Source organism: Klebsiella sp. CSG-1, from assembly GCF_056521145.1.
Map to the genome: position 1 here is coordinate 24,912 of NZ_JBWNLD010000004.1, position 25,406 is coordinate 50,317.

Annotated in this window: 23 protein-coding genes, 2 pseudogenes and 1 riboswitch; of the genes and pseudogenes, 7 read left to right on the top strand and 18 right to left on the bottom strand. The window is 56.9% G+C overall.

Annotated features, from left to right (window positions below; all coding sequences use genetic code 11):
• Positions 1-237 precede the first annotated feature (237 nt).
• The 5 genes from AC007G_RS11150 to AC007G_RS11170 all read right to left on the bottom strand — a co-directional run bounded on the left by AC007G_RS11150 (position 238) and on the right by AC007G_RS11170 (position 5,192).
• Entirely contained in the window at positions 238-954 is a 717-nt protein-coding gene (locus tag AC007G_RS11150) for an ABC transporter ATP-binding protein (protein WP_142630643.1), read from the bottom strand.
• Positions 951-1,826 (bottom strand): ABC transporter ATP-binding protein, encoded by an 876-nt coding sequence (locus tag AC007G_RS11155; RefSeq protein ID WP_142630642.1) that lies wholly within the window; start codon positions 1,824-1,826, stop codon positions 951-953. The genes AC007G_RS11150 and AC007G_RS11155 overlap by 4 nt, the downstream gene beginning before the upstream one ends.
• Positions 1,823-3,109 (bottom strand): high-affinity branched-chain amino acid ABC transporter permease LivM, encoded by a 1,287-nt coding sequence (livM, locus tag AC007G_RS11160; protein WP_032696203.1) that lies wholly within the window; start codon positions 3,107-3,109, stop codon positions 1,823-1,825. The genes AC007G_RS11155 and livM overlap by 4 nt, the downstream gene beginning before the upstream one ends.
• A 10-nt stretch (positions 3,110-3,119) precedes the next feature.
• Positions 3,120-4,034, bottom strand: coding sequence for an ABC transporter permease subunit (locus AC007G_RS11165; RefSeq protein ID WP_142630641.1), 915 nt, complete (start codon positions 4,032-4,034; stop codon positions 3,120-3,122).
• A 99-nt stretch (positions 4,035-4,133) separates the two neighbouring features.
• Positions 4,134-5,192 carry a branched-chain amino acid ABC transporter substrate-binding protein gene (locus AC007G_RS11170; RefSeq protein ID WP_185935635.1) on the bottom strand — a complete coding sequence of 353 codons (1,059 nt, stop codon included), beginning with the start codon at positions 5,190-5,192 and terminating at the stop codon, positions 4,134-4,136.
• A gap of 712 nt (positions 5,193-5,904) precedes the next feature.
• Between AC007G_RS11170 and AC007G_RS11175 the strand changes: the two genes are divergently transcribed.
• Positions 5,905-7,311, top strand: coding sequence for a glycoside hydrolase family 10-like protein (locus AC007G_RS11175; RefSeq protein ID WP_032699891.1), 1,407 nt, complete (start codon positions 5,905-5,907; stop codon positions 7,309-7,311).
• On the opposite strand, the gene AC007G_RS11180 is transcribed toward AC007G_RS11175, so the two are convergent.
• The 10 genes from AC007G_RS11180 to AC007G_RS11225 all read right to left on the bottom strand — a co-directional run bounded on the left by AC007G_RS11180 (position 7,244) and on the right by AC007G_RS11225 (position 16,715).
• Positions 7,244-8,575, bottom strand: a complete 1,332-nt coding sequence (locus tag AC007G_RS11180) for a type II toxin-antitoxin system HipA family toxin (RefSeq protein WP_046852509.1) — start codon at positions 8,573-8,575, stop codon at positions 7,244-7,246. The two genes, AC007G_RS11175 and AC007G_RS11180, sit on opposite strands and share 68 nt — an antisense overlap.
• The gene (hipB, locus tag AC007G_RS11185) at positions 8,575-8,847 is read right to left on the bottom strand and encodes a type II toxin-antitoxin system antitoxin HipB (protein ID WP_032696205.1); all 273 of its coding nucleotides are present in this window, start codon (positions 8,845-8,847) and stop codon (positions 8,575-8,577) included. Before hipB ends, AC007G_RS11180 begins: the two co-directional genes overlap by 1 nt.
• Before the next feature lie 203 nt (positions 8,848-9,050).
• Positions 9,051-9,605 (bottom strand): RNA polymerase sigma factor, encoded by a 555-nt coding sequence (locus tag AC007G_RS11190; RefSeq protein WP_133959562.1) that lies wholly within the window; start codon positions 9,603-9,605, stop codon positions 9,051-9,053.
• 5 nt (positions 9,606-9,610) lie between these two features.
• Positions 9,611-10,036, bottom strand: a complete 426-nt coding sequence (locus AC007G_RS11195; protein WP_032687741.1) for a hypothetical protein — start codon at positions 10,034-10,036, stop codon at positions 9,611-9,613.
• Between the two features lie 132 nt (positions 10,037-10,168).
• A complete protein-coding gene (locus tag AC007G_RS11200) occupies positions 10,169-11,122 on the bottom strand; it encodes a hypothetical protein (protein ID WP_112150610.1) in 954 nt (317 codons plus the stop codon).
• A gap of 215 nt (positions 11,123-11,337) precedes the next feature.
• Entirely contained in the window at positions 11,338-11,970 is a 633-nt protein-coding gene (locus tag AC007G_RS11205; protein WP_032699859.1) for a class I SAM-dependent DNA methyltransferase, read from the bottom strand.
• Between the two features lie 19 nt (positions 11,971-11,989).
• Positions 11,990-13,231 (bottom strand): GGDEF domain-containing protein, encoded by a 1,242-nt coding sequence (locus AC007G_RS11210; RefSeq protein ID WP_142630639.1) that lies wholly within the window; start codon positions 13,229-13,231, stop codon positions 11,990-11,992.
• A 220-nt stretch (positions 13,232-13,451) separates the two neighbouring features.
• Positions 13,452-14,558 carry a DUF4056 domain-containing protein gene (locus AC007G_RS11215; RefSeq protein ID WP_032687746.1) on the bottom strand — a complete coding sequence of 369 codons (1,107 nt, stop codon included), beginning with the start codon at positions 14,556-14,558 and terminating at the stop codon, positions 13,452-13,454.
• Positions 14,559-14,610: 52 nt separating this feature from the next.
• A complete protein-coding gene (locus AC007G_RS11220) occupies positions 14,611-15,570 on the bottom strand; it encodes a porin family protein (protein ID WP_032687747.1) in 960 nt (319 codons plus the stop codon).
• Between the two features lie 17 nt (positions 15,571-15,587).
• Positions 15,588-16,715 carry a BamA/TamA family outer membrane protein gene (locus AC007G_RS11225; RefSeq protein WP_142630638.1) on the bottom strand — a complete coding sequence of 376 codons (1,128 nt, stop codon included), beginning with the start codon at positions 16,713-16,715 and terminating at the stop codon, positions 15,588-15,590.
• A gap of 293 nt (positions 16,716-17,008) precedes the next feature.
• Positions 17,009-17,110: riboswitch (TPP riboswitch) on the top strand.
• Between the two features lie 66 nt (positions 17,111-17,176).
• Here AC007G_RS11225 and AC007G_RS11230 point away from each other — a divergent pair.
• The 6 genes from AC007G_RS11230 to AC007G_RS11255 all read left to right on the top strand — a co-directional run bounded on the left by AC007G_RS11230 (position 17,177) and on the right by AC007G_RS11255 (position 23,459).
• Positions 17,177-17,869, top strand: a complete 693-nt coding sequence (locus tag AC007G_RS11230) for a TenA family protein (protein WP_032696212.1) — start codon at positions 17,177-17,179, stop codon at positions 17,867-17,869.
• Positions 17,866-18,594: an ABC transporter ATP-binding protein gene (locus AC007G_RS11235; RefSeq protein ID WP_142630637.1), complete on the top strand. Its 729-nt coding sequence runs from the start codon at positions 17,866-17,868 to the stop codon at positions 18,592-18,594. The genes AC007G_RS11230 and AC007G_RS11235 overlap by 4 nt, the downstream gene beginning before the upstream one ends.
• Positions 18,591-19,331 carry an ABC transporter permease gene (locus AC007G_RS11240; protein WP_032687751.1) on the top strand — a complete coding sequence of 247 codons (741 nt, stop codon included), beginning with the start codon at positions 18,591-18,593 and terminating at the stop codon, positions 19,329-19,331. The genes AC007G_RS11235 and AC007G_RS11240 overlap by 4 nt, the downstream gene beginning before the upstream one ends.
• 9 nt (positions 19,332-19,340) lie before the next feature.
• Positions 19,341-20,276, top strand: a complete 936-nt coding sequence (locus tag AC007G_RS11245; RefSeq protein WP_032687753.1) for an ABC transporter substrate-binding protein — start codon at positions 19,341-19,343, stop codon at positions 20,274-20,276.
• A gap of 306 nt (positions 20,277-20,582) precedes the next feature.
• Complete coding sequence (locus AC007G_RS11250) at positions 20,583-21,968, top strand: diaminobutyrate--2-oxoglutarate transaminase (protein WP_015584344.1); 1,386 nt, start codon at positions 20,583-20,585, stop codon at positions 21,966-21,968.
• A gap of 9 nt (positions 21,969-21,977) precedes the next feature.
• Entirely contained in the window at positions 21,978-23,459 is a 1,482-nt protein-coding gene (locus AC007G_RS11255; RefSeq protein WP_162180095.1) for a pyridoxal phosphate-dependent decarboxylase family protein, read from the top strand.
• 223 nt (positions 23,460-23,682) lie between these two features.
• On the opposite strand, the pseudogene AC007G_RS11260 reads toward AC007G_RS11255, so the two are convergent.
• The 3 genes and pseudogenes from AC007G_RS11260 to AC007G_RS11270 all read right to left on the bottom strand — a co-directional run.
• Positions 23,683-23,796: pseudogene (locus tag AC007G_RS11260) on the bottom strand (cytochrome c biogenesis protein DipZ); the annotation flags it as partial.
• Between the two features lies 1 nt (position 23,797).
• Positions 23,798-24,340 (bottom strand): annotated as a pseudogene (locus AC007G_RS11265) (alpha/beta fold hydrolase); the annotation flags it as partial.
• A 161-nt stretch (positions 24,341-24,501) separates the two neighbouring features.
• The gene (locus AC007G_RS11270) at positions 24,502-25,266 is read right to left on the bottom strand and encodes a glutamine amidotransferase (RefSeq protein WP_099973197.1); all 765 of its coding nucleotides are present in this window, start codon (positions 25,264-25,266) and stop codon (positions 24,502-24,504) included.
• Positions 25,267-25,406 lie beyond the last annotated feature (140 nt).

Below are 25,406 nucleotides of genomic sequence, written 5' to 3' on the forward strand. Positions count from 1 at the left end.
GCACCTGCATAGCGTCCCGGGCGGCGAACCGTCCGTCCAGGTGACGTCGGTAGCGCGCTAACCGGGTAAAGTGCATTCAGTATGCCCGTATCGGCGGAATAAAGGCCAGCACGTTTATCGTCTTTATCCTGCAGAAATCAGTGGCTTGCCCTGGCGAGAAAAACAAACGCCGGCGGGAAATGGCCGGCGGATGGGAACGGGTTGCTTTTAATGGTTAAACAGTGACGCTGTCACTTATCAGACCACGCCGAGATAGGCATTTCTCACCTCCGGGTTGTTCAGCAGCTCCCTGCCCGTTCCGCTTAATTGAATCTGGCCATTCACCATGACGTAGGCGCGGTCAGACAACTTCAGCGCATGATGCGCATTTTGTTCCACCAGAAACAGCGTCATACCCTGCTGCGTCAGCTCTCGCAGGATCTGGAATATCTGTTTGACCACCAGCGGCGCCAGTCCAAGACTGGGCTCATCCAGCAGTAACAGTTTTGGCCGGCTCATCAAGGCGCGGGCAATGGCCAGCATCTGCTGCTCGCCCCCCGATAACGTCATGGCGCGTTGCGCCCGTCGCTCTTCAAGACGAGGAAAAAGCTGATACATTCGCGCTTTGTCCTCATTCTGAAAGCGGCTGCCCACGGGAATGGTCCCCATCAGCAGGTTTTCTTCCACCGTCATATCGGCAAAAATCCGTCGCCCTTCCGGCGCCTGGGCAATACCGTTACTGGCAATAAAATGGGTAGACCGTCGGCTGATATCCTCGCCGCGATAGCGAATCTCTCCTGCGGCGATGCGTGGCTGGCCAAAAATAGACATTAACAGCGTGGACTTCCCGGCGCCGTTGGCGCCGATCAGCGCCACCGTCTCCCCTTCATTCACCGTTAAGGAGACCTGTTTCAACGCCTGGATCTGGCCATAGAACACATCCACCTGACGAAATTCAAGCAACGGTTGGCTCATTCGGCAAGCTCCTCTTCATCCGTCCCCAGATAGGCCGCGATCACGCTGGTATTTGACTGAATCTCCTTCGGTTTGCCGCGGGCGATCACATCGCCATGATCGAGCACGATCACGTGATCGGAAATCTCCATCACCATCCCCATGTCATGTTCAATCAACAATACCGTCACGCCGTGATACTGGCGCAGGAAGCGGATAATCTTGCTCAGCGCCTGGGTCTCAACGGGGTTAAGTCCCGCCGCCGGTTCATCCAGACAGATCATCTCTGGCCCGGTACACATCGCGCGGGCAATCTCCAGCCGCCGCTGCTGCCCGTAGGAGAGCGTTCCCGCCAGCAGGTTAGCGCAATCCGCCATACCGACCACCTCCAGCCAGTAGAAGGCCCGATCCAGCGCCCGGTTTTCGGCGTTTCGATACCCGCGGGTATTTATGATCCCGGCGAGTAAATTACGATTTACCTGCATATGCTGGGCCACCAGCAGATTTTCAATCACCGACATCTCACGAAACAGCCGGATATTCTGAAAGGTTCGTGCCAGCCCCGCCCGGTTAACCAGATGCGTCCCACCGAACATTTTGTAATACAGCCGCGATCCCAGCGCGGCTGGATGGAGAAAATCCGTCGGATGAAGCTTTTGTCCCAGTACCTGAATCACGTCGGTGATCCGCGAACGGGCATGCAGCCTGATCGCCCCGCCGGTTGCCCGATAAAACCCGGTCAGACAGTTAAACACCGTGGTTTTCCCCGCGCCATTAGGGCCAATCAGCGCGGTAATCGACCCTCTTTTGACCTCAAGATTGACATCATTGAGCGCTTTAATGCCGCCAAAATGCATCATCAGATGCTCAACCTGCAAAATATTGTCATTCATGGCGCCACTCCCTTCCGTACCGCCACCCCCGTACGACTGGTACGCACCAGCCCACGCGGCCGCCAGATCATCATCAGCACCATCAGTACGCCAAACAGCAGCACCCGATATTCGTCGAACCCCCTGAGCAATTCCGGGGCCACCGTCAGGACAAACGCTGCCAGCACCACCCCCAGCGTCGAGCCCATTCCCCCCAATACCACGATGGCCAGAATCAGCGCCGACTCAAAAAAGGTAAACGAGGTCGGGTTAACAAACCCCTGATAGGTGGCAAAAAAGACCCCGGCAATTCCTGCCGTAGAGGCTCCCAGCATAAACGCCGAGAGCTTCACCAGCACATGGTTCAGCCCCATAGCCCGACAGGCTATCTCATCTTCACGCAGCGCCTCCCATGCGCGGCCGATAGGCATTCGCGTCAGCCGGTGCTTAATAAACAGCACCAGCAGGACCACCAGGCAAAGCACGGCGTAGATAAAGATAAATTTGAGGTTGGGGTTATAGCTGATGTGCAGAAACTCGTGGATCGGCACCCCGCCGTCTTTTGCCCGCCGGCCAAACTCGAGGCCGAACAGCGTCGGCGCCGGGACGGATACCCCATTCGGTCCGCCGGTAAAACTGACCCAGTTATTCAGCACCAGACGGATAATTTCACCAAAGCCGAGGGTGACAATCGCCAGATAATCGCCATGCATTCGCAGCACCGGAAATCCCAGCAGCGCACCGGCCAGCGCCGCCATAATGGCGCCTGTCGGCAGCATTGCCCAGAATCCCAGCCCCAGATACTGATAACCCAACGCCAGCCCGTAGGCGCCAATGGCATAAAAGGCCACATAGCCCAGATCGAGCAGGCCCGCCAGCCCGACCACAATATTCAGCCCCAGTCCCAGCAGGACATAAATCAGCCCAAGAATCGCGACCGTCAGCAGATATTTCGTGGCGATGATCGGGAACAGGATGGCGAGGAGCGCCAGCAGCGGAATGACCCAGCGCAGCCGCGATCGATAACCGGCGGGTCTCACGTATACACCATCATTCGTTCCTTCAAAGCGGGCGAGGAACTGGCGACCGCTGCGACTTTGCAGCATCAGACTGAGCAGCAGTCGCCCGATCATCACGATGCCAACCAGTATCAACACCCGCTGGGTTGACAGATTGTAACTGTAACCTTTCAGCACAATGCCCACGATCGGGCCAAATACGATCAGCGCACACAATCCGGCCAGGATGCTGTCGATCAGGCAGCGCCTGATATCCACTCCTGGCTTACGGGACACTTCAGCCATGTTTGACCCCTTAAACCTTGGCAACCATCGGGCGACCCAGCAGCCCTTGCGGGCGGAAAATAAGGATCGCCACCAGCAGCGCGAAGGAAAAAACATCTTTATAATCCGAGTTCACCAGCCCGGCGAACTGCGCTTCGGCTACTCCCAGCAGTAAACCGCCGAGCATCGCGCCGGGTAGCGAGCCGATCCCCCCCAGCACGGCGGCAGTAAAGGCTTTGATGCCGATGATAAAACCGATATAGAAATCAAAAGTGCCGTAGTTCATGGTCACCAGCACCCCAGCCAGACCGGCCATCGTCGCGCCAATGACAAAAACCAGCGAGATCACCCGATCGGTATTAATCCCAAGGATGGCGGCCATTCGTCGATCCTGCTGCGTCGCCCGGCAGATACGACCGAGCCGGGTATGCTGGATTATCCAGGTCAGGACGATCATGCCTACCAGCGCCGCGACGAGGATAAAGATTTTGGTCCAGGTGATTTGCACGATGCCGTCGCCAACCTCAAAACGCAGTACGCCGGAGAGCAGCGTCGGGATCCCCTGTTGATTGGGACCCTGGCTGATTTGTACGTAGTTCTGCAGAATAAGCGACATACCGATAGCCGAAATCAGCGGTGCCAGGCGGGTTGAGTTGCGCAACGGCCGGTAGGCGATACGTTCGATAGTCCAGCCGTAGACCCCGGTCACCACAATGGTGAAGACCAGCGTGCCGAAGATCAGCAAAGGAAAGGAGTGAATCCCAAATCCGGAGAGCAACGCCAGCCCGATAGCGCACAGATAGGCCGAAATCATGTACACCTCGCCGTGAGCGAAGTTAATCATGCCGATGATGCCGTACACCATGGTATAGCCGATGGCGATTAATCCATATACGGCGCCTAGCGTCAGCCCATTGATCAATTGTTGTAGAAAGAACGCTTCCATAGACACCATCCTGCCGGTAAACGGGCAGCGAACAGCCTGGCGCACCGCCGCTGCCTTTTCGCGAATAGCCCCTTGTGAAGGGGCGGGAAGTTCTGGCGGTTAGAGCTGGTGATATTTGCCTTTATCATCCCACTTATAAACCACGTAATCCGATACCTTCAGATCGCCCTTGCCATCCCAGGCTTTTTTGCCCATCACGGTATCGACGCTGTGGTTTTTCAGCCATTCGCTGGCTTTGGTGTTATCGGCTCCGATGGCATTATAGGCTGCGGCGATCGCCTGGATCGACGCGTAGGCATACAGGGTATAGCCTTCCGGTTCGAAACCGCTGGCGCGGAATTTTTCAATGACGGCTTTCCCTTCCGCAATGGTGCGCGGATCCTGACCGAAGGTCATCAGCACGCCGTCAGTGAACTGCGGGCCGCCGGCAGCGGTCACCAGCTCTTCCGTCACGATACAATCGCCGGAGAAGAATTTCGCCTGTACCCCCTGTTCCCTCATCTGACGAACCAGCGGGCCGGCTTCCGGATGGCAGCCGCCGAAATAGACCACGTCAGGCTTCAGCGCGCCAATTTTGGTCACCAGCGCGTTGAAGTCCTTCTCGCCTCGGGATAGCCCCTCGTACAGCACCTCTTTCGTCCCGCGTTTCGCCAGCGCGGCGCGGGTGGCATCCGCCAGCCCCTGGCCATAGGTATCTTTATCGTGGATCACGGCGATTTTCTTCGCCTTTAGCACATCCAGCATATAGTTCGCCGCAATAGCTCCCTGCTGGTCGTCGCGACCGCACATGCGGAACATATCTTTCATCCCGCGTTCGGTGATTTGCGGGTTCGTCGAGCCCGGGGTGATCGTCAGAATACCGGCCTCGTCATAGACCTCTGAGGCAGGCATGGTGGATGACGAACAGAAATGCCCCACCACGGCGGAGACGCCGGACTCATCGACCAGACGGTTCGCCACGGCGACCGCCTGTTTGGGTTCACAGGCATCGTCCCCCTGAACCAGCACAATTTTTTCGCCTTTAATTCCTCCCGCCGCATTAATATCCGCCGCCGCTTGCGAGGCCCCTTTCCAGTACTGGGCGCCATAAGTCGCATTCGGCCCGGTAAACGGTCCGGCAACACCAATCTTCACATCCGCCTGTGCGTAAAATGCCATGCTCATACAACCCGCAATCGCAAAATGAAGAGTCAACTTTTTAAGTTTCAGAGACATTCGATATTCCTCAGCGATTTATAGCCTTGCGCCCTGTAATGGCGCGGAAAATATCAATTACTGTTTGGTTTGCCGAAGGCTGACACTGTGCCGTCACGGCCGGGGTGGAAGAAGCAAAAATCCCGCCAGGGAGAAATGGCGCGTCAGATCGCTTAGTGATGGATGGCAATAACGCGTGATAACAACGTTACCGCCTCCGGCTGACGTGCATTTCTGTACGAGTCAGGAGGTCTGTTGCCATCACGTGGCGAGTCGGGAACTGCGGCGTCCATATCGACCAGCGAGCTAAACATAGTTGCTCTTTGCACTCGTTGCGCACTGCCCTGGTGCAAAAGTGCGAAAATGATCATGAGAGTGAATAATTTTGTTGCGGTATTGTGAACAATATAACAAGACGTGCGAGAAGCGGCGCGTTAACGGGGATTCCGCGCTATGGACTCATAGCCCACTCTTATGATTTCCATCGTGCAGGCGGAGCTCACTTCCGGGAAAAGGAGGCGATAACGACCCGACGCTGTCGCGGCGTAGTTAACCGCCAGGGGCCGCCCTGCCAACATAACAGCAGGTCAGACGCGGGGAATACACACACTGATTGACTTGAATTCGAATCGTAGGAGAATGCATCTTCACGCAACGGCCTATAACGATGACGAATATGATTTTCTGCTCTCGTAGCGTCCCTGTTTTCTTTAAAGCGACCCTGTCCGCCGCGGCGGTGGCCGCCGCGCTGCTGTTGGTTAGCTGTTCCGGCAAACCGCCCGCCTCTCTGGTGACCCCGCTTCCCCCGGCGCTGAAACAGCCCCATTTACCCAAAACCCATGAGCCGGTACGCGGCGTCTGGCTGACAACGGTGTCTCGTCTTGACTGGCCGCCTGTCGCCTCGGTGACGATTGGCGACCCAGCAGTTCGTATCCGCCAGCAGCAGCAAGCGTTGACCGATAAACTGGATAAGCTGCAAAGCCTCGGCATCAATACCGTCTTCTTCCAGGTCAAACCGGATGGCACCGCGCTGTGGCCGTCAAAAATTTTGCCCTGGTCCGATATGCTGACCGGCCATATCGGCCAGGATCCGGGCTACGACCCGCTCCAGTTTATGCTCGATGAGGCCCATAAACGCGGTATGCGGGTCCATGCCTGGTTTAACCCCTATCGCGTTTCTGTGAACACCCGGCCAAAAACCGTCAGCGAACTCAACGGGACTCTCTCGCAGATCCCCGCCAGCGTTTTCGTGCTGCATCGTGACTGGATTCGTACCGCCGGCGACCGCTTTGTCCTCGACCCGGGGATTCCGGAAGTGCGCGACTGGATAACCAGCATCGTTGCCGAAGTGGTGGAACACTACCCGGTTGACGGCGTGCAGTTTGATGATTATTTCTACACCGAATCGCCGGGTTCAGCGCTGAACGACACCCAGACCTACCGGAGATATGGCCAGGGATACGCCTCCAAAGCGGACTGGCGGCGACACAATACCCAGCAGCTGATTGCCCAGGTGTCACGCACCATCAAACAGCTCAATCCCGATATTGAGTTTGGCGTCAGTCCTGCGGGCGTCTGGCGTAACCGATCACACGATCCGGCAGGTTCCGATACCCGCGGCGCGGCGGCGTATGATGAGTCTTACGCCGACACCCGCAGTTGGGTTCAACAGGGCCTGCTTGACTACATCGCCCCCCAGCTGTACTGGCCCTTTGCCCGTGATGCGGCCCGCTATGATGTGCTCGCTAAATGGTGGGCCGACGTGGTGAAACCGACCGGTACCCGGCTGTATATCGGCGTGGCGCTGTATAAAATTGGCGAGCCGTCGAAAAATGAGCCCGACTGGATGGTCAACGGCGGCGTTCCGGAACTGAAGAAGCAGCTGGATTTGAACGAATCGATGCCGCAAATCCAGGGGACGATTCTGTTCCGGGAGAACTATCTCAACCAGCCGCAAACTCAGCAGGCGGTGAACTACCTGAAAAGCCGCTGGGGAAGTCGCGCCGGGCCTTCGCTCAGCCCGACGGTAACGCCGCCATTGCGTTCTGCAAGCGTGAATGGACCCACAGTAAGCGATCGGTGATCGCCTCATACACCGGTGGTGAAAAGTCATGCGGTAAAGTTTCCTTTACCGCAGCAACCGCGTGGGGAACGTTATCGACAAAATAGCGCAGAATCTCCAGCATCTGCTCCTCGGCAAACCCCACCTCTTTCGCCGTGGCGAGGAAGTGACGCGGATAGAGCGTCTGGATCTCCGTTTTGCGCCCTTTACTGGCCTTCAGGCTCATTGACAGCCGGAGATCGCTCAGGTGCAGCCCCTTCCCGCCAAGCAGCGGAAACGCGGAGATAATGTCGTAGAATGGGGTTAAACGATAGCTGCCGCCCGGCTGGAGGAAGATCGAGAAGTTTTTCGCGTGGCCATCGGTTGCGCCAATCAGCCACTGGAACACCATAAACTTCATAAAGTTATAGCGATCCTCGAGCGCCTCGCTGGATCCAACCAGAAAAGCCATAATCGCCCGAATGCCCGGCCCGCCGTCGGACTCATACTTAATCGATGACGGAATACCGAAGGCCTGACACAGATCTTCCTGCGGTAAACGCAGCAGCACCGTCTTCTCCTGCGCCCAACGACGGTCGAAACGCTCAACCGCCAGCGCCCTGATGCTGGCGGTCTGGATAATGCTGGCGCGCGGAACGGCAAAACCCAACGCCCGGGCCAGCGCCAGACACAAATATTCGTTATCTACGCTTTCGCTGAGATCCAGCACCGCATCCGGCTGTTTGATCTCGCCGATAGGCAGTTTAATGATATGGGTGGTCGGCGTGGTCCCCGTCGGTATACACCACTGCTCGCCGATTTTCAGCAGCGCGGTTTTCTCCTGGGCCCCGGCCACCGAGATCCTGAAATCATCGTGTTCGTTGACCATCCCGAGCGGTATATCCGACTGGTAGGCCGTCAGCAGCGCATCCAGGGCGTGGCTATCCAGCGCCTCCCAGCTCAAAGCTCCCCGGGTTGCGTTTTCCCCTGGCGGGAGTAACGTGACCGCCCCGACGCTGTCGCGTCCGATCTCGGCCAGCAGATCAAAAGGCTGCTTTGAACGCGCCTGATAGCGCTTAACAATGCGGTCCCGCACCCGCGGGCTGTCCGGCAGCAGGTTGTCAAAATAGTTAAACACCGCATCGTCGGTGATGTTACCGTACTGCAGCGGGAGCGACAGAGAGAGCGGCCTGGCGCGAGGATTGCGCATCCACGCCTCTTCATAGCGAAAGAGATGGGCGCCGTTCGCCTGCTTGATAAGTTCGCCGACTCGCTCATTGTTCATCCATGTCACGAGAGTAGCCATTACCAGTCCAGATCCTGTGGGTTATCACTGCTATCGTTGGTATCCGGCGCATTTTTTTCGCAAATCGCCATCGACAGTTCCAGTGACTGTAAAATTTTAAACACCGTGGTTAACGTCGTTTTCTCGGGATGATTTTCAAAGTTAGAGACGGTAGCCTGTTTAATCCCCATACGCTGAGCCAGATCGCTCTGCGTCCACTGGTTTTTCTGGCGCACCAGCTTGAGATAGTTTGCCAGCTGAACCGGGCTGTATATTCCTGGTGAAGGGCTCATCATGTCTCCTTATCCTCTTCTGCGGATAAAACACTATTTATACCCTGTCGGGGATAATGTCAACCCGGTCACTCAGCGGCAACGTCATGTTATCCCCATCAAGGGATAAATATAAAAATATCCCCTGATGGGGATATTTCAGCTGTGTTTTGCTTTGATCAGACGAGCAGCGTGGGGGAAAAGCACGGTACCGGACGGCGGGCTCAGCCGTCGACCAGCTCATCGTAGAAGGTCCGCAGACGCGAACGAAGATAGAGAACGGCTTTATGTTTGCGCGAGAGCAGCGCCTGTTCGCTGGCACCGCACTCTTCAGCCAGCGCCCTGTAGCTATAGCCTTGCAGTTCGGTCTTCTCAAAGACCTCGCGCTGGGCGGCCGGCAGTTCGGAGAGCGCCTGATTCAGCGCATCCCAGAGCAGCGCTTTCAGATACTCCTCTTCCGGCGTTTGCGGTACGCCAAACAGCGTTTCTGAGAGCTCATCCTCCGGCAGATCGTCGTCCGGGTTCACGTAGCCCGATAAGGGCAGCTCGCGCTTTTTTCGCGCCCGATCGGTCATCTCGTTACGTGCCGCACGAAACAGCCAGGCCGCCACGTTCTCTACCGGCTGTTCCACGGTCATCAGCTGACAGGTGACTTCCTGCAGAATATCATCCGCATCGTCGCGCACCGGTGTCCGCCCGCGGATAAACGCTCTCAGCCGTGAGCGACAGGCGTTGATTGCCGATAGCAACAGCGACTCCCCGCCTGGCCCTGTTTTCATCTGACTCACTCGTCTGGCGTCGTTTTGACCGCGTCGTTTTGCGGCGGGGTGTTCTCCTCCCGACGTTCGCGCCAGCCGCAAGGCCCACGCGGGTCGCGAGGCGCGCGATGGTGGAAGCGCTGAATAAACTCTTCGCGCTGTTCCGGGCTCATCTTCATCCAGCGTTCATGCATCCGGCGACGCATCCCGAACATGCCGGGGCGAAAACCCAGGCCACCAAACAGAATACGCGATAGTGCCAGAATACCTAACGCCTGCCAGAAACCGATACTCTTGACGCCAAGAATGGCCGGCAGCAGCGCATTCCACAGCGACATCACCAGCAGCCCAAGAATCGCGATCAGCACCACGCCGATAATCAGCGGTTTAGCCATTCGATGATGGCCGAACCGGCGATCGCGCGCATAGCCGTGCATTCCAAAATCTCTCATCTGTGTGACCTCATTAACGTAGTAAAAAGTAACCTTGTGCCGAGGTAGACGAATGAGCGGCGGGAATATTGCTAAAAAAATAAAAAAAAAGCGGCATGTTGCGCAGTTCGATGGCAGTCAGCGCAAACGCGGTTAAAAGCTCATTGCTAAACCGACGCCATAGCCCCGGGTATTATCCCCGAACATATAGCGGGCGACGAGACGCGTGCGGCTGATGAACACGGGATACTGGCTGCTGTCGAGCTCCAGCCCGCCCCCCAGAGAACTAAGACCGTTAAACCCAAGCTGCCCGCGCTGATCGCCCAGATATTCGGTATGCGCGCCTTCCAGCACGTAGCGCACCGGGCTTTTCAACAGCGTCCAGTCGGAAATGGGCGCGCGGCGGCGCAGATACAGCCCAATGTTTTCGGCACTGGACTGTCCGCTGACGGCTTCCGGCGTGCTGCCAAAGGTTTGCAGGCTCATGCCGGAATAGCGCAGTTCAACATCGATATCCTGCTCTTTGGAGAACAGTTCGTAATCCAGCATCAGCGAACCGCCGAGCCCGTAGGCATTGAGCCGTCCGCCGTCAAGAAATTTAAAATCCGCATTCCGCTTCTGCTCAATCAGCCGGCTGCCGATCCGCACGTCGCTGGCCATGGTCCCCAGCATAAAGTTAAAAATGGGCCGCAGGACCAGCGTACCGCCCCACCTATCGGTATACAGATTGAAGTCCCAGCCGATGCCGCCGGTACCGGTCAGACTGTTCCACTTCGCCGGAATATTGCGGCTGTCATCGCCGTTGCTCAGCACAAACTGCGGATCGTAGCGACTGTAGCCCAGCGTCCCTTCTAAATAGATCGGATAACGTTTACTCAGGGTCGCACCGCCGCCGAACTGGGTAATCGACAGCTGATTTTTCTCGTTGCTGCCGGAACCGATATTGAGGTCGCTGGCGGTGACATCGGGGACGACGGTGTAGCTCATCAGCATCAGCACGGCATCGGCGCGCTGTTTTAAATGGCTACCGTCAAGGGCAAAACAGGCCGGACTGACCAGCAATAAGGTCGCAGACAGAGTGCAGGCACATGGCAAAGAAACCGTCATTTCTTATTTGAAACCTCACCCGAAGATCAAAGGGTTACCCGAAACGCCCGGGCTGATAATGAAATACTGACCTGACGAAAACAGCGGATCGGTATGATAGTTCAGTATAGTGATAGTTTGATATCCATCCTGACGCGTCAACGCGCGGATCGACGCATTTTCTGGCCCGACCATCAGTCGCCCGCGCTCTCAGGCGCGCGTTGCAGGACAGCGGTTCAGGCGCTTTTTTCCGCCAGCCAGACCGTGCGCCCACCGCAGTGCGGGTCGTTGACAACATGCTTCAGTAGTGCAAAACCGTGGGTTTCCAGCTGCCGGCGATACGCTTCCGGCGCCAGACTGGCGTGATAGAGCGCCTCCCCCTCAAACTGCCCGATAGCTTCCCCATCGTGGTTACCACTGGTAAACATCAGCGGCGCGTGCGCACGGGCATGGGCCGCAAAGCGGGCAAACATCGCGCGCTGGGCGTCGCGGGTCAGATGGAAGAAGCTGTCCCACGCCAGCAGCGCGTCAAACTGCTGACCCAGCGCCAGGGTGCGCATATCCGCCACCGTCCACTGCTGATGCGCAAAATCCTGGCGGCAGCGGGCAATCATCGCCGGAGAGGAATCGATGCCGGTCAGCCGATACCCCCGGCGGATAAAGTAGGCCGCGACAGGCGTTCCGTTGCCGCAGCCAATATCGAGAATATGGCCGCCGGGTCTCACCCGCGCAAGAAACGTATCCAGCCAGGGTTGTTCAAACAAGTGGGTTGAACGCAGTTCCGCCCAGCGTCGGGCATGGCGCTCATACAGATCGATGATCTTCTCAGCGCACGGATTATCGAGGGGGGAAGGTTCCGGGGATGGCATAGGTTGTGGCTCCAGGTTTTTAATATTTTTCGACCAGATGAAGCTTTACCTGGTTTCGCCCTTCTTTCTTCGCGGCATACAGCGCTTTATCGACGCGATTAAACAGCTGATCGATCTCTTCACCCTCCTGATGTTCCGCGACGCCGATACTGACCGTCACCGTCCCGGCGTGCTCGGGGATATGATAACAGCTGACCGCGTGGCGAATCGCTTCCGCCATCGCCAGTGCCGGCGCGATTGTCGCACCGGGGAGAAATAATAAAAATTCCTCTCCTCCCCAGCGATAGATCTGGTCCTGAATTCTGGCGGCGGATTCAAGAATTCGGGAAATAGCCAGCAGCACCTCATCGCCTTTTTGGTGTCCGTAGCTATCATTAATCGCTTTAAAATTATCGACATCAACCAGCAGCAGGCAAAAACCGTCAGCATGAAATAACGAGGAATCAACAATACGATAAAACTCGCGTCGGTTAAGTAATCCGGTTAAAGGATCGTGAGTGGCCGCAAATTCAAGTTCTTCCTTCAGATTCACCTCTTCAGTAATGTCATGAATAATACACAGCATCAACCGTATATGGTTCAGCACCACCGGCCCGGCATAGGTCTGAACATAGCGGAGAGAACCATCGGACAGAATATGGGTAAAATTAAGCGGCTTGTGGCCGCCGGGTAAGCTTGCCACGCTGCGCATAACGGGAAGCACGTCCCTTCCCAGGGTATTGATCTGCCAGGTATGGCGAGTGCGCATCTCATCGGCCGTGTAGTTATAAAACCGCAGCGCGGCGATATTCGCATCAATAATTCGCCCGTCCTGTTCAGGGTCGATCAACAGCATCGGGGCGGAACTGGTCATAAAAAAGCGCGAGAAGAAACTATTGCTGCGCCGTTTGTAGGTATGCGCGGGGAGCGCCTTAAACGAGTCATTTTGCTGCAGGATCTTTACGGCTTCGAACAGAATTAATGTGTCATATTCTGCGGATTTAATCAGCGTGGTTTTACAATAAATCGGACTCAGACCTTCCGGGGTTTGAATGGTCCACACTTCAAATACTTCAGCAATATTTTTGAAGTAATACAGATAATTCTGCAGGCTGCGTTGCGGACAGCTGGAGAGCGTGCCTTTGCGCATTTCATCCAGCGACATCGCTCCACTCAGGGTTCTGGAGGCCTGATTACTGTAGACGACGGCTTCTTTAAAAGGATGAACCACCCAGACAGGGGTGCTTAGTAAATCAAAAATCATTAACTCTTTTAATAACATGCGGCCCTCCAGCGAACAGGCACCCCGCTTCTGAACGACGCTCTCATCGCCAATCTGGCCCAACGGCGTAAGCTAATGAAATGATGTCGAAAGTTCAGGCATGAGATCAAGACGCCGGAAGTATAGTTCCTTTTTGATTATGGAAAGTGTACCGGGAAAGCAAAACGGCGCTGCCGCGGACAGAAGCCAGGCATTCTCCCCGGCGCTCGCCGTTGCTGAATTATTTCTCGATACGCTCAAGCTGGGTTTGATCCGCCCGTTCGGCGCGATCGGCCAGTCCCTGGAACTGCCCGGGAGTATAGAAGGTCTCCGGTACCGGCAGCATCTGCATGTCCTGCCCCGGATGAATTTGCAACTGTCCAAGCGCGGGGAGCGAAAAGCCGTCCACCGTCTGCGGCAGGGTTAACCGCCAGGGCGTCGTCCTCTCGAACGGGACCGGCGTCGGCAGCCGATCGTCGCTCATATCGTAATTGCGTTTGAGCACCAGAAATTTATCCGGAACCCGCCGCTGGCTATTCCACCAGTCGCCATCCAGCTTGCGGAACATGCTTTCCGTTTCGCTGCGCGGAGCCACCATCAGTTTTACCAGCACCTTTTTCAGCGCGGCTTCCATTGCCTGGTTATAGTCGTCAACCGAACCGGCATGGCCGTGCAAAATGACGCTGATGGCCAGCCGGGCGCCCAGCAGATTAGAGTAGAGATCTTCCGGGGAAAAGGCGGAGATTTCCTCCGAAAACCCCGGAACTGACTGGAAGCCATTCCACTGCGCAATTTCATGCCATTGCGCAAGCTCATAGGCCAGACGGCCTGCGAGCCAGGCGGCAATCTCATAGCGCCGGGACAGAGCGGCCGGCGGCATAAAAGCATTGAGCTGGATCCGTCTGATGCCCAGCTCCTCGCTGTAGAAAATGCGCCCCGCTTGTCCAAGATGCGGGTAAATACGGGAGAAGAGATAAAAAGTATTATCCGCGGTATCGCGCACGTGGGCGATATCGATAAACCCGCCGCGACGGGTATAGATCAGCCCGTTTTCTTCTTCACTCAGTCCGACGAGGTTTTTTACCGCCCCCAGCGCGCTGTCGTTGTAGCGATGTTTACCCAGCGTATCGAGCGTCAGGACATTACCAATTTGATAGACCGGGATCGGCACCCCAATCGCTCTGACATGCAGGTCATAGCCAAACGCACAGCACGGACGCAGCGCTTCCGGCGGCGCCAGATGGCTGACCACCGGTTTGACCCGGGGAGCGGGAACGACCGGTAAGAGCGGATCCTTCGCGCACACCGAGAACGCGGCCGCCAGTAAAAATAACAAGCCATGACGCATCAACATTGTCTCCAGGACATAAACGGACGCTCGCAGGCGGCATCTTGCGAGGTTAAAAACGGTATTCTCCGGCGACAAAGAAGCTATTACGTTCGTTAAAACCAAACTCGGTTAACACGTTAAAGTTCTGCGTAATTTCATATTGCGCCCCCACCAGCATGTTCCACGGTGAAGAGAGCCGCTGCTTCACGTCAAACTTGCCCTGATCGTCTTTATTGACCGCGGCAATGAGCGGCTGGAGTTCCGGCGGCATATGCAGATCGGAGAGATTGCCTTTGAACTCCTGCTGCACGTTCTGGTACATACTGCCCACCCAGATACTTAAGTTTGACGGGCCGGCGATGCCTTGTAAATTAAAGCGATAGCCAATGCGCGGCGACACGGTGGTGGCCGAGATTTTACCGTCAAGGATATCGAAGTCGGTACGGGTGTAGTTGGTATCGATCAGGCCGAACCAGTTGCCATAGCCGCCGGCGAGGGTAAACCCGGTTCCCCAGGTGGTGCCTTTAAAATCGAGCGCAAAATCAATATCCTGCAGCTGTCCGTTTTCATGAAGTCGATGTACGGATCCGGCAATTATTCGGTCGATCCCGGTATATTTTGAGGGATCGGCGTCAACCGACACTTTTGATAGCGACGATCCGCTGGTATGCCCGGCGATGCCGTAGATATTTAAAAAAGGAAACACCCACATATCCAGACGCAGGTTCTCGGTCTTGCTCTTCTGTCGCGTATGTCCCGCATCGATGGCGAACATATCGCCCGGTATCGGATGATTTCCGAGCTTCAGTCCGGAAAAAGAGATACTGTCGACCAGGATATCCTGGCGAATATTCATATAGCTTAAATTAACCCCGAACGGCAGCGGGATCGAATATCCACGCGCCCTTGCCTCATCACCCCAAATCGGAAAATAGCTGTCGTTACTGCTGCCGGAACTGTCGGTCGTGCTGGCCCCCCAGGCGGTGCCCGACGTTAACAACAACGTAAGTACGATTTTAGTCCATCTCATTTTTTTCTCATCTGACCTTAAAGTCCGGAACCCACATTAAAATAAAGCGCCTGTTCATGTTCGCTGAAGGCGATATCAATCCCCGTCTGTAATCCATACTGGCGCGCTATCAGGTAGCGAAACCCGGTCCCCCACGCCACGTCGGTTTGCTCCCACAGAGAATGGGCTTCGTCAGCGGCGCTGCCGATACCGACAAACCCTTGCAGGATCCAGCGCGGCTGAAATTCCCAGGCAAGCTGAGTCTGCGCCGTACTGACATAATCGCCCTGATAGCGGTAACGAGAAATCCCGCGTAATTCGATATACGGGCGAGCCATTGGCGTCAGGCGCTTATCATGGTGGGTCAACGACTGGTAGTTGCCAGCCACGGCGAGCGTCAGCGTGCGACTCAGTGGGATGTAGTATTTCCCATCTACAGAAAACTGATCGTAATGATAGTCGCCACCAAGCAATGAACGGAAAAATCGATACTCGCTTTGTACCGATAACCCCTTCTTAGGGTAGAAAAAATTATCCGTAGTGTCATATTCCGCCACCACGCCCAGCGCCGATGACGCGCTCTCCTGACCCAGCACCTGCTGCCAGACCCGATTAACGACCGGGTTATCGGCGGAAACCTCGGTTTTCGCATACACCTGAGAGGCGCCGACAAATATCGGCGTGTCGCCGATGCGAAACAGCAGTTTTTGCAGACCGCCATAGCCGCGGGTCTGCGAGTGGATAGCGGTATTTTTATTAAAACTGCTCAATCCGTCGGAATAGATATCCAGTTTAATATTGGCGTAGCCCAGCAGCACCAGATAGCGAATACGGTCATTATTCCAGGTATGCCGGTGGCCGCCGCCGACGAACCAGGTCCCGTTCTGCGTTCCGCCGCCGCCAAAAGCGGTGATCGGCGGCGGAATAAAATTATCGCCATCCCGCGTCCCTTTACCGTGCAAAAAGAGACCAAACAGCCCCCCGCCATAGCCCACCGCCGGCTCGGTTATCGCCATCGGCACCGGCAGGAATCCGTACGGGTTATCCTGCAGATAGCGGCTCATATCCAGCATGCCATCTTCGGGATCGAACAGTTCGGCGCAAGCGGCGGGAAGGGAAAGTGGCACGAGGAGCGCCAGCAATATGGTCGGTAGCGAAAACGTCATGCACTCTCCGGCGTCGTGATGGGTTCTGAATGCCCATGTAGCTGAAGAATAATGGGTTTCATGGTAATAAAAAATATATCCTATGGTGCCATGAACGACCAATTTTCGGTCGGCGGTTTTTTTTAATTCTGGACAAATTAGCCAGCGAAAAGGGCATAGAAAGCCAATTATCAGCAGCAAAATTATGCCGGCGCTGAGTATTTAGCCACCTGGATGAGTGACAGTGTCACATAACCTGGCGCGAATTCGCCCGCGGCCGGGATTGTAATCAAAAAGTGAATGCCGTATAACATGGCGCAACCGAGGGGTGTCCCGTGAGGGCTGAGATGGCGTAAGCCGAACCCTTTGAACCTGATCTGGGTCATGCCAGCGAAGGGACGGGTCGGCAATTTTGCCAGTTTACCGCCATTGCCTGTTCATACTTCCGCACACCCGGATCTCCCCCGCAATCAGGAGGTCCTGTGATTCTGCCGATCTTTACCCAGGGTATTTATGGTCGTCTGCGCCAGCAGGCGGGATGCGACTGGGAACAATACGTTGCCCATCCTTTTCTCCGCCAGCTTGCCGAGGGTACCCTGCCCGAACGCGCCTTCCGCCGCTATCTGACTCAGGACTACCTGTTCCTGATCCACTTTGCCCGTAGCTATGCCCTGTTGGTCAGCAAACTGCGCACGCTCCCGGAGATGCGCGCCGCGGCCGCCTCAATGAACGCGATTCTTGGCGAACTGCCGCTGCACGTCGGCTATTGCGCGGGCTGGGGGCTGGACGAAGCGACAATGGCCGCCGAAAGCGAAGCGCCGGAGACGGTGAACTATACCCGCTACGTGCTGGATATCGGTCACTCCGGCGATGCGCTCGATCTGCTGGTGGCGCTGATGCCCTGCGTGGCAGGCTATGCGGAAATCGGCCTCGGATTGCTCGACAATCCGGCCACCCGACTCACCGACAACCCCTATGCCTCCTGGATCCGTAACTACGGCGATGCGGGCTATCTTGACGGCGTCACGGCGGCAATCGATCTGCTGGAGCGCGTCTGGCAGCAGCGCGGCGCCGAATCGCGCGTCGCAGAGCTGAGCGCCATCTTCACCACGGCCACCCGTCTGGAAGCCAACTTCTGGCAGATGGGACTGAATGCCGCGGCGGTCGCTCAGTGACGGCTCCGACTATTGCGGTGCGGGAATTAAGCCTGCGCTTCGGCTCGCGGGTCATTTTTGACAAGTTGTCGTTTGATATTCCCGCTGGCGAGTGGATTTCGCTGCTGGGGGCCAGCGGTGCCGGAAAAACCAGCCTGCTGCGAATTATCGCCGGACTGGCCGCCCCCACCCACGGTCAGGTTCAGGCCAGCGACGGTCTCCCGCTGGCCCCTCGTCTGGCCTGGATGGGGCAAAAGGATCTGCTCTATCCGTGGCTAAGCGTGCGCGACAACGTGGCGCTTGGCGCCCGCCTGCGTGGAGAGCGCGTCGATCGGCAGCGGGTTGCGACGCTATTAGAGCAGGTGGGTCTCAGCCACTGCGCCGACGATCGTCCGGCGTCGCTCTCCGGCGGCATGCGTCAGCGTGCGGCGCTGGCGCGCACGCTGTATGAAGATCGGCCGATCGTGTTAATGGATGAGCCTTTTTCTGCGCTGGACACCCTCACCCGCACGCGTATCCAGACCCTGGCAGCGGAACTGTTGACTCAGCGTACGGTGGTGCTGATTACCCACGACCCGATGGAAGCCTGCCGGCTCAGTCATCGCCTGCTGGTGCTCTCGCCGCCGCCAGGCGGCATTGATGACGCCCATCATCTGGCGGGGATACCGCCGCGGGCGCCGGACGATCCGGCGCTGCTGAAGGGACAAGCCGCGCTACTGCAACAGCTGATGAGGGCCAACGGATGAGAGGGAAACTTTTCCGCGGCGGCGTCGTGTTCTGCGGCCTGCTGATATTTTGGTGGCTGCTCAGTCGCAGCGGTATCCCTGCATTCCTGCTGCCGTCGCCATCGGCGGTGGCTGCCGCCCTGTGGAACAACCGCAGCTGGCTGGGCTGGCACACGCTGGTTACCTTGAGCGAGATCCTCAGTGGCCTGACGCTCGGGGTGCTGCTCGGCGTGGTGTTGGCCCTGTGCATGATGATCTCGCCGCGCCTACAGCGCTGGCTGATGCCGCTGGTGCTGACCAGCCAGGCGATTCCGGTTTTCGCCCTCGCCCCGCTGCTGGTGCTGTGGTTTGGCTTCGGGATGAGCGCCAAAGTGATGATGGCGGTTCTGGTGATTTTCTTCCCCGTGACGTCGGCATTTTTTGACGGCCTGCGGCGGGTCAATCACGACTACCTCGATCTGGCCCGTACGATGGGCGCCTCGTCAGGAGCGCAGCTCCGACATGTTCGCCTGATGGCCGCCCTGCCGGCGCTGGGTTCCGGCCTGCGCATGGCCGCTGCCGTGGCGCCAATCGGCGCGATCATCGGCGAATGGGTCGGTTCCGCCGAAGGACTGGGCTATGTGATGCTCAATGCGAACGCGCGCATGCAAACCGATGTCTGCTTTGCGGCGCTGTTTATTTTAGTACTGCTGACCATTCTGCTATGGCTGGCAGTGGATGCTCTATTACACCGGCTGATCAACTGGACACCGGAATAAGGAATAATCATGCGTAAACCCGTTTTCACCGCCATCACATTAACCGCGCTTATCAGCGGACAGGCGATGGCCAACGAGAAGCTGACCCTGGTGCTGGACTGGTACATTAACCCGGACCATGCGCCGATTATGGTGGCGGAACAGATTGGCGCCTTTAAAGCGCAAGGACTGGACGTTAAGATCGTCCCGCCGTCTGACCCGGCCCTGCCGCCGCGTCTGGTGGCCGCCGGTCAGGCGGATCTGGCTATCACCTATCAGCCGCAGGTGCACTTTTTCGCCGATGAGGGGCTGCCGCTGGTGCGGGTCGGTACCTTGATTAACTCGCCGTTGAACACGGTCATCGCCCTGGATAAAAGCATCAAAACCCCTGCTGACCTGAAAGGCAAAAAAGTCGGCTATTCGGTCAGCGGTATCGAGCAGGCTACGCTGGCGACGATGGCGCAACATGCCCATATCGATCCGCAAAGCATCAAACTGATTAACGTCAATTTCCAGTTGACCAGCGCCCTGTTGGCCGGCCAGGTTGACGCGGTGATTGGCGGCTATCGTAATATTGAAGCGCTGGAGCTCAAGCTGCAGGGTAAAGACCCGCAGGTGATGAATGTCGAAGATTTCGGCGTTCCGGCCTACGACGAGCTGGTGATTGTCGCCAATCGCGATGAAATTCACGCGGCCAAAATCAAAAAGTTCCTCGTCGCGCTGCAGGAGGGAGTGACCTATCTGCGAGCGCATCCGCAGGAAACCTGGCAGGCTTTTGCCGCCGCTCATCCGGAGCTGAATACCGAACTGAACCAGCAGGCCTGGCAGCAGACGGCCCCCCTGTTTGCCGGCAATCCCGCGGCGCTGGATAAGGCCCGCTACGAGGCTTATGAACAGTTTTTATATAACAACAAGTTGGTTAAAAAAATCACACCTTTAACTCATTATGCGGTCGAACTGCATTGAGTAACCATACTGCTGACGGAAGAATTTCCGTCAGCTACTTTAGCGAAGCGGTAATAAAACCCGGCGGTTTCCCTCACTAAGAATTACACTTTTAATGGTTTTATAACACTTTAAATAAATCATATAAATCAATGCATTACCATTGGTTTGCGTTGTGTAAAAATAACGTAAAAATACCTCAATAAATAAAACATTGAATGACGATTTAAAAAGCCATATATTGTGCGCGCTTTATGAATGGCGATTCATTTTCTAAAACCAATTATTCAACCAGTGTTCAACCGTAACGCTGGTTGTGGGAGTGATATGATGACGGATAAAGTCCGTATTGATACTTTAAGTGCAGATTTATTGGACGCGAACAACGAAACCTTTTTGGCCCGTCAGGCTGAATTCGAATCGAACGTCAGGAGTTACCCGCGCAAGCTGCCTCTGGCTATCGCAAAAGCGGAAGGCGTGTGGTTAACCGATGCGGATAACAAACAGTACCTGGATTGCCTTGCCGGCGCGGGTACCCTCGCTCTTGGTCACAACCACCCTGATGTGCTGCAAAGCATCCAAAGTGTCATTACCAGCGGCTTGCCGTTACATACCCTCGATCTGACTACCCCGTTAAAAGATCGCTTCTCCGAATACCTGCTCTCATTACTGCCGGGAGAAGGTAAAGAATATTGCCTGCAGTTCACCGGCCCGTCCGGCGCTGACGCCGTAGAAGCGGCGCTGAAGCTGGCGAAAAAATACACCGGCCGTTCTTCGGTTATTAGCTTCTCCGGTGGCTACCACGGTATGACCCACGGCGCGCTGTCGGTAACCGGCAACCTGTCACCGAAAGAAGCGGTCAATGGCATGATGCCCGAAGTGCAGTTTATGCCCTATCCGCATCAGTACCGCTGCCCGCTGGGTATCGGCGGCGAAGCGGGCGTGAAAGCGCTGACCTACTACTTCGAAAACCTGATCAATGACGTGGAAAGCGGCGTGCGTAAACCGGCGGCGGTGATCCTCGAAGCCGTTCAGGGCGAAGGCGGCGTGAACCCGGCTCCGGTTGAGTGGTTGCAGCGCATCCGCAAAGTGACTCAGGAACACGGCATTCTGCTGATCATCGACGAAGTTCAGGCTGGCTTTGCCCGTACCGGTAAGCTGTTTGCCTTCGAACACGCCGGCATTGAGCCGGACATTATCGTGATGTCGAAAGCCGTCGGCGGCGGTCTGCCGCTGGCCGTTCTGGGTATCAAGAAGCAGTTTGATGCCTGGGAACCGGGCCACCATACCGGCACCTTCCGCGGCAACCAGCTGGCGATGGCCACCGGCTTGACCACCCTGCGTCACCTGAAAGATAACGATATTGCTGGCAAAGTGGCCGCGCAGGGCGAATGGCTGAAAGGCAAACTGGCCGATATGCAGAAGCGTTTCCCGGTCATGGGTCACATTCGCGGTCTGGGTCTGATGATCGGGATTGAGATCGTCAACCCGAACGGCGAGCAGGATCATATGGGCTGCTACCCGGCTGACGGCGCGCTGTCCGCCCTGCTGCAGAAGAAATGTTTCGAAGCGGGCCTGATCCTCGAACGCGGTGGCCGCGGCGGCTGCGTCCTGCGTCTGCTGCCGTCGCTGCTGATCAGCAACGCCGAGCTGGAAATTTTCCTCGACAAATTTGAACAGGCCATGCTGGCCGCCGGTGTCAAACCGGTCTGAGTGGAGCGAGTGACCGCAATGTCCAAATTGAATCCGATTCTTGCTGCTTCGCCGCAAAGTATTGAGGCTTATCAGCAGGCGATCGCCCAGACCAGCCAGGCCGTCGCGCAATGGTTGCAGCAGCCTGAGATGTATCAAGGTAAAAGCGTCGCCGAACTGCGCGAGCGCATTACCCTTGAGTTCACCGAGCAGGGTCTGGGTAACCAGGCGGCGATTGAACGTGCGATCGAGTACTTCCTGAAAGACAGCCTGTCGGTACATCACCCGCAGTGCGTGGCGCATCTGCACTGTCCGAGCCTGGTGGTTAGCCAGGCGGCGGAAGTGCTGATTAACGCCACCAACCAGAGCATGGACTCCTGGGACCAAAGCCCGTCGGCGACCATCATTGAGATGAAGCTGATCGAATGGCTGCGTGCTCAGGTCGGTTACCCGGCCGGCGACGCCGGCGTCTTCACCAGCGGCGGCACCCAAAGCAACCTGATGGGGCTGATGCTGGCGCGCGATGCCTTCTTCGCTCGTCAGGGGCACTCCATCCAGCAGGACGGTCTGCCGGGTGACGTGCGTCAGTATAAAGTACTGTGCTCTGAAAATGCCCACTTCTCAGTGCAGAAGAACATGGCGCTGATGGGCCTCGGCTACCGCGCAGTGACGCTGGTGAAAACCGACGAATTTGCGCGGATGGACGTCGCTGACCTGAAAGCGAAAATCGCCGAAGCGCAGGCTAACGGCGAGCAGATCATGGCGATCGTCGCCACCGCCGGCACTACCGACGCGGGCGCTATCGACCCACTGCGTGCTATCGCCGGCGTGGCGGCGGAACATCAGATCTGGCTGCACGTGGATGCGGCATGGGGCGGCGCGCTGCTGCTCTCTGAGCAGTACCGCGACTATCTGGACGGCATTGAGTGCGTGGACTCCATTACCCTGGACTTCCACAAACAGTTCTTCCAGACCATCAGCTGCGGCGCGTTCCTGTTAAAAGACGCGCGCCACTACGAGCTGATGCGCTACCAGGCGGCCTATCTGAACTCCGAGTTCGATGAAGAACACGGCGTGCCGAATCTGGTCTCCAAATCGCTGCAGACCACCCGCCGCTTCGATGCCCTGAAGCTGTGGATGGGTCTGGAAGCGCTGGGCCAGAAACAGTACGCGGAGATCATCGATCATGGCGTGACCATGGCGAAAAACGTCGCGCAATACGTTACATCTCAGCCGACGCTGGAGCTGGTCATGCAGCCGCAGCTGGCGAGCGTGCTGTTCCGCTCTCGTCCGGCGCAGATGGCCGGCAGCGATGATGCCGCTATCGCCCTGCTCAACCAACGCGTCGGGGATGCGCTGCTCGATTCCGGTCGGGCAAACGTCGGGGTGACCGAGCACAACGGCATGACCTGCCTGAAGCTGACGCTGCTGAACCCGATCGTGACGCTTGAGGACGTGAAGGTACTGCTGAATCTGGTGGAGCGCACCGCGCAGGAATTGCTGGCGAAGTAACATCCTTGAGCGGGACGGTAGTTGACTGCCGCCCCGCTCAACACTCTTTGTGGCGAAACTTGCTGAAAAAAGCCGATAACTGACCTTATCGGCTTTTTTATCTCGCTCTGCGGACCAGAAATAAGTGACACTGTCACGATTAAATTACTGACCGGGCTACTGATGAGCTGTCAGGCCATCCTCTGACCGCTGCAACGCAGCGCCAGCGCGACTTTTACCCCACTCAGGCTCTCGCCTCTTGTAACAGCTGCTGGATCATTTTCTCCTGCTGCACATAGTCCCCTTCGCCAAAAGCGGTGTAGCGTAGCTTGCACTTTGCATCAGCAGGCCAATACTGAGGAGAGTTCCGCCTGCGGCGGCAGCGGTTTGGCGCCGATGTGCTGGCTGCCAATCAGATACCCGCTCACCGAAACCAGTGATTTAACCCGCTCCGGCCACAGCGCCGCCATGATATCGGCCGTACGCGCCCCCCAGTCAAACCCGGCCACATCGGCCCGTTTTATCTGCAAGGCGTCCATCAGGTGAAGAATATCTGCCGCCATGGCCGAGGGCTGTCCGTTGCGCGGCGTATTTGCAGAGAGAAAACGGGTGGTACCATAGCCACGCAGATACGGCACGATGACGCGGAATCCTTGCTTTGCTAACGCTGGCGCGACCGCCGCATAGCTATGAATGTCATATGGCCAGCCGTGCAGCAGGATAACCGGCTGACCGTCACGCGGACCGATATCGACATAGCCGATATTCAGGTCGCCGGCCTGAATCTGTTGAACATGATCGAATGCACTGGCATCGTCCGCCGCGCAAACGCCGGCTGACCACAGAGCTGACAGCGCCAGCATCAGCGCGCTACCGTTACGGACCCGAGATAATCTGTTCATAAAGCCACCTGTTAACTGAAAGAGAAGAGAGGACGCAGACAGTTAACCAGCGTTTTGTATATGGCATATGCGCAGAAAGGCGGGGTTTTGTATCGCAATGTATTGCTCCCCCTGCAGATACATTGGGATACAGACGGAAGGACCACTGTGCGGGCTAACGCCTACGTTAAGCCCTCAGCGGCCTCATAGGCGTGGGGAACGTCCGGCTCCAGATAGTTGGCCACGAAGCGGGTTAATATTCCCGCCGCGACCGGACATGCCTCCACTTGATCCAGCAGTTGCCGGGGATCGATTCCCTCTCTCCGTAGTACCTCATCACGATAGTGGATCAATGAACGCGCAATTTCAGGGGTAAATTCCGGATGGAACTGCGTGGACAGCGCATGGCGGGTATAGCGCACTATCTGGTGGGGATCGTGCGCTGATGCGGCCAGCACCGTCGCATTCGGCGGCAGCCTGACGACCGTTTGCAGATGGCTGAGGTGCGCAGGGAAATGGGCCGGCCGGTCGCTTAACAGCGGGTCCGTTCGTCCGGCAGCGGAAAGCGTAATCGCCTTGCATCCCGTTTCGCGTCCTGCCGGATGATACGCCACCTCGCCGCCGAGCGCGTCGGCCATCAGCTGATGACCGTAGCAGATACCAAATAACGGCATCTCCACCGCCATAGCCGAACGGATCCACGCGGCGGTTTTCTCGCTCCACGCCAGCCGATCGGTGACCATCGCCCACGAGCCGGTCATCACCGCCACGGTCTGGCTATCCGGAGCGGGCAGCGTTTCCCCCGCATAGACACGCACGGTGGCGATCTGCTGACGCCAGGGCGCAAGCAGCCGACCAAACCACAGCGGAAGATCGCCATGTTCGGCCTCAATTTCCGCCGGCGGCGCGCCGGTCTGCACAATAAGAAGTTTGTTTCTCAACGCCATAGCCCGTTACCCTTCGATGCTTTCTACAGTCCTTTCACTATGGAGAAAGGCGGCTGTTTCGACAAATAACCAATCTCTATGAGTGACACCCTGCGGGAATAAGCGCTGCAGAGCAAAGAAGAGCAAAAGTAAACCTCGCC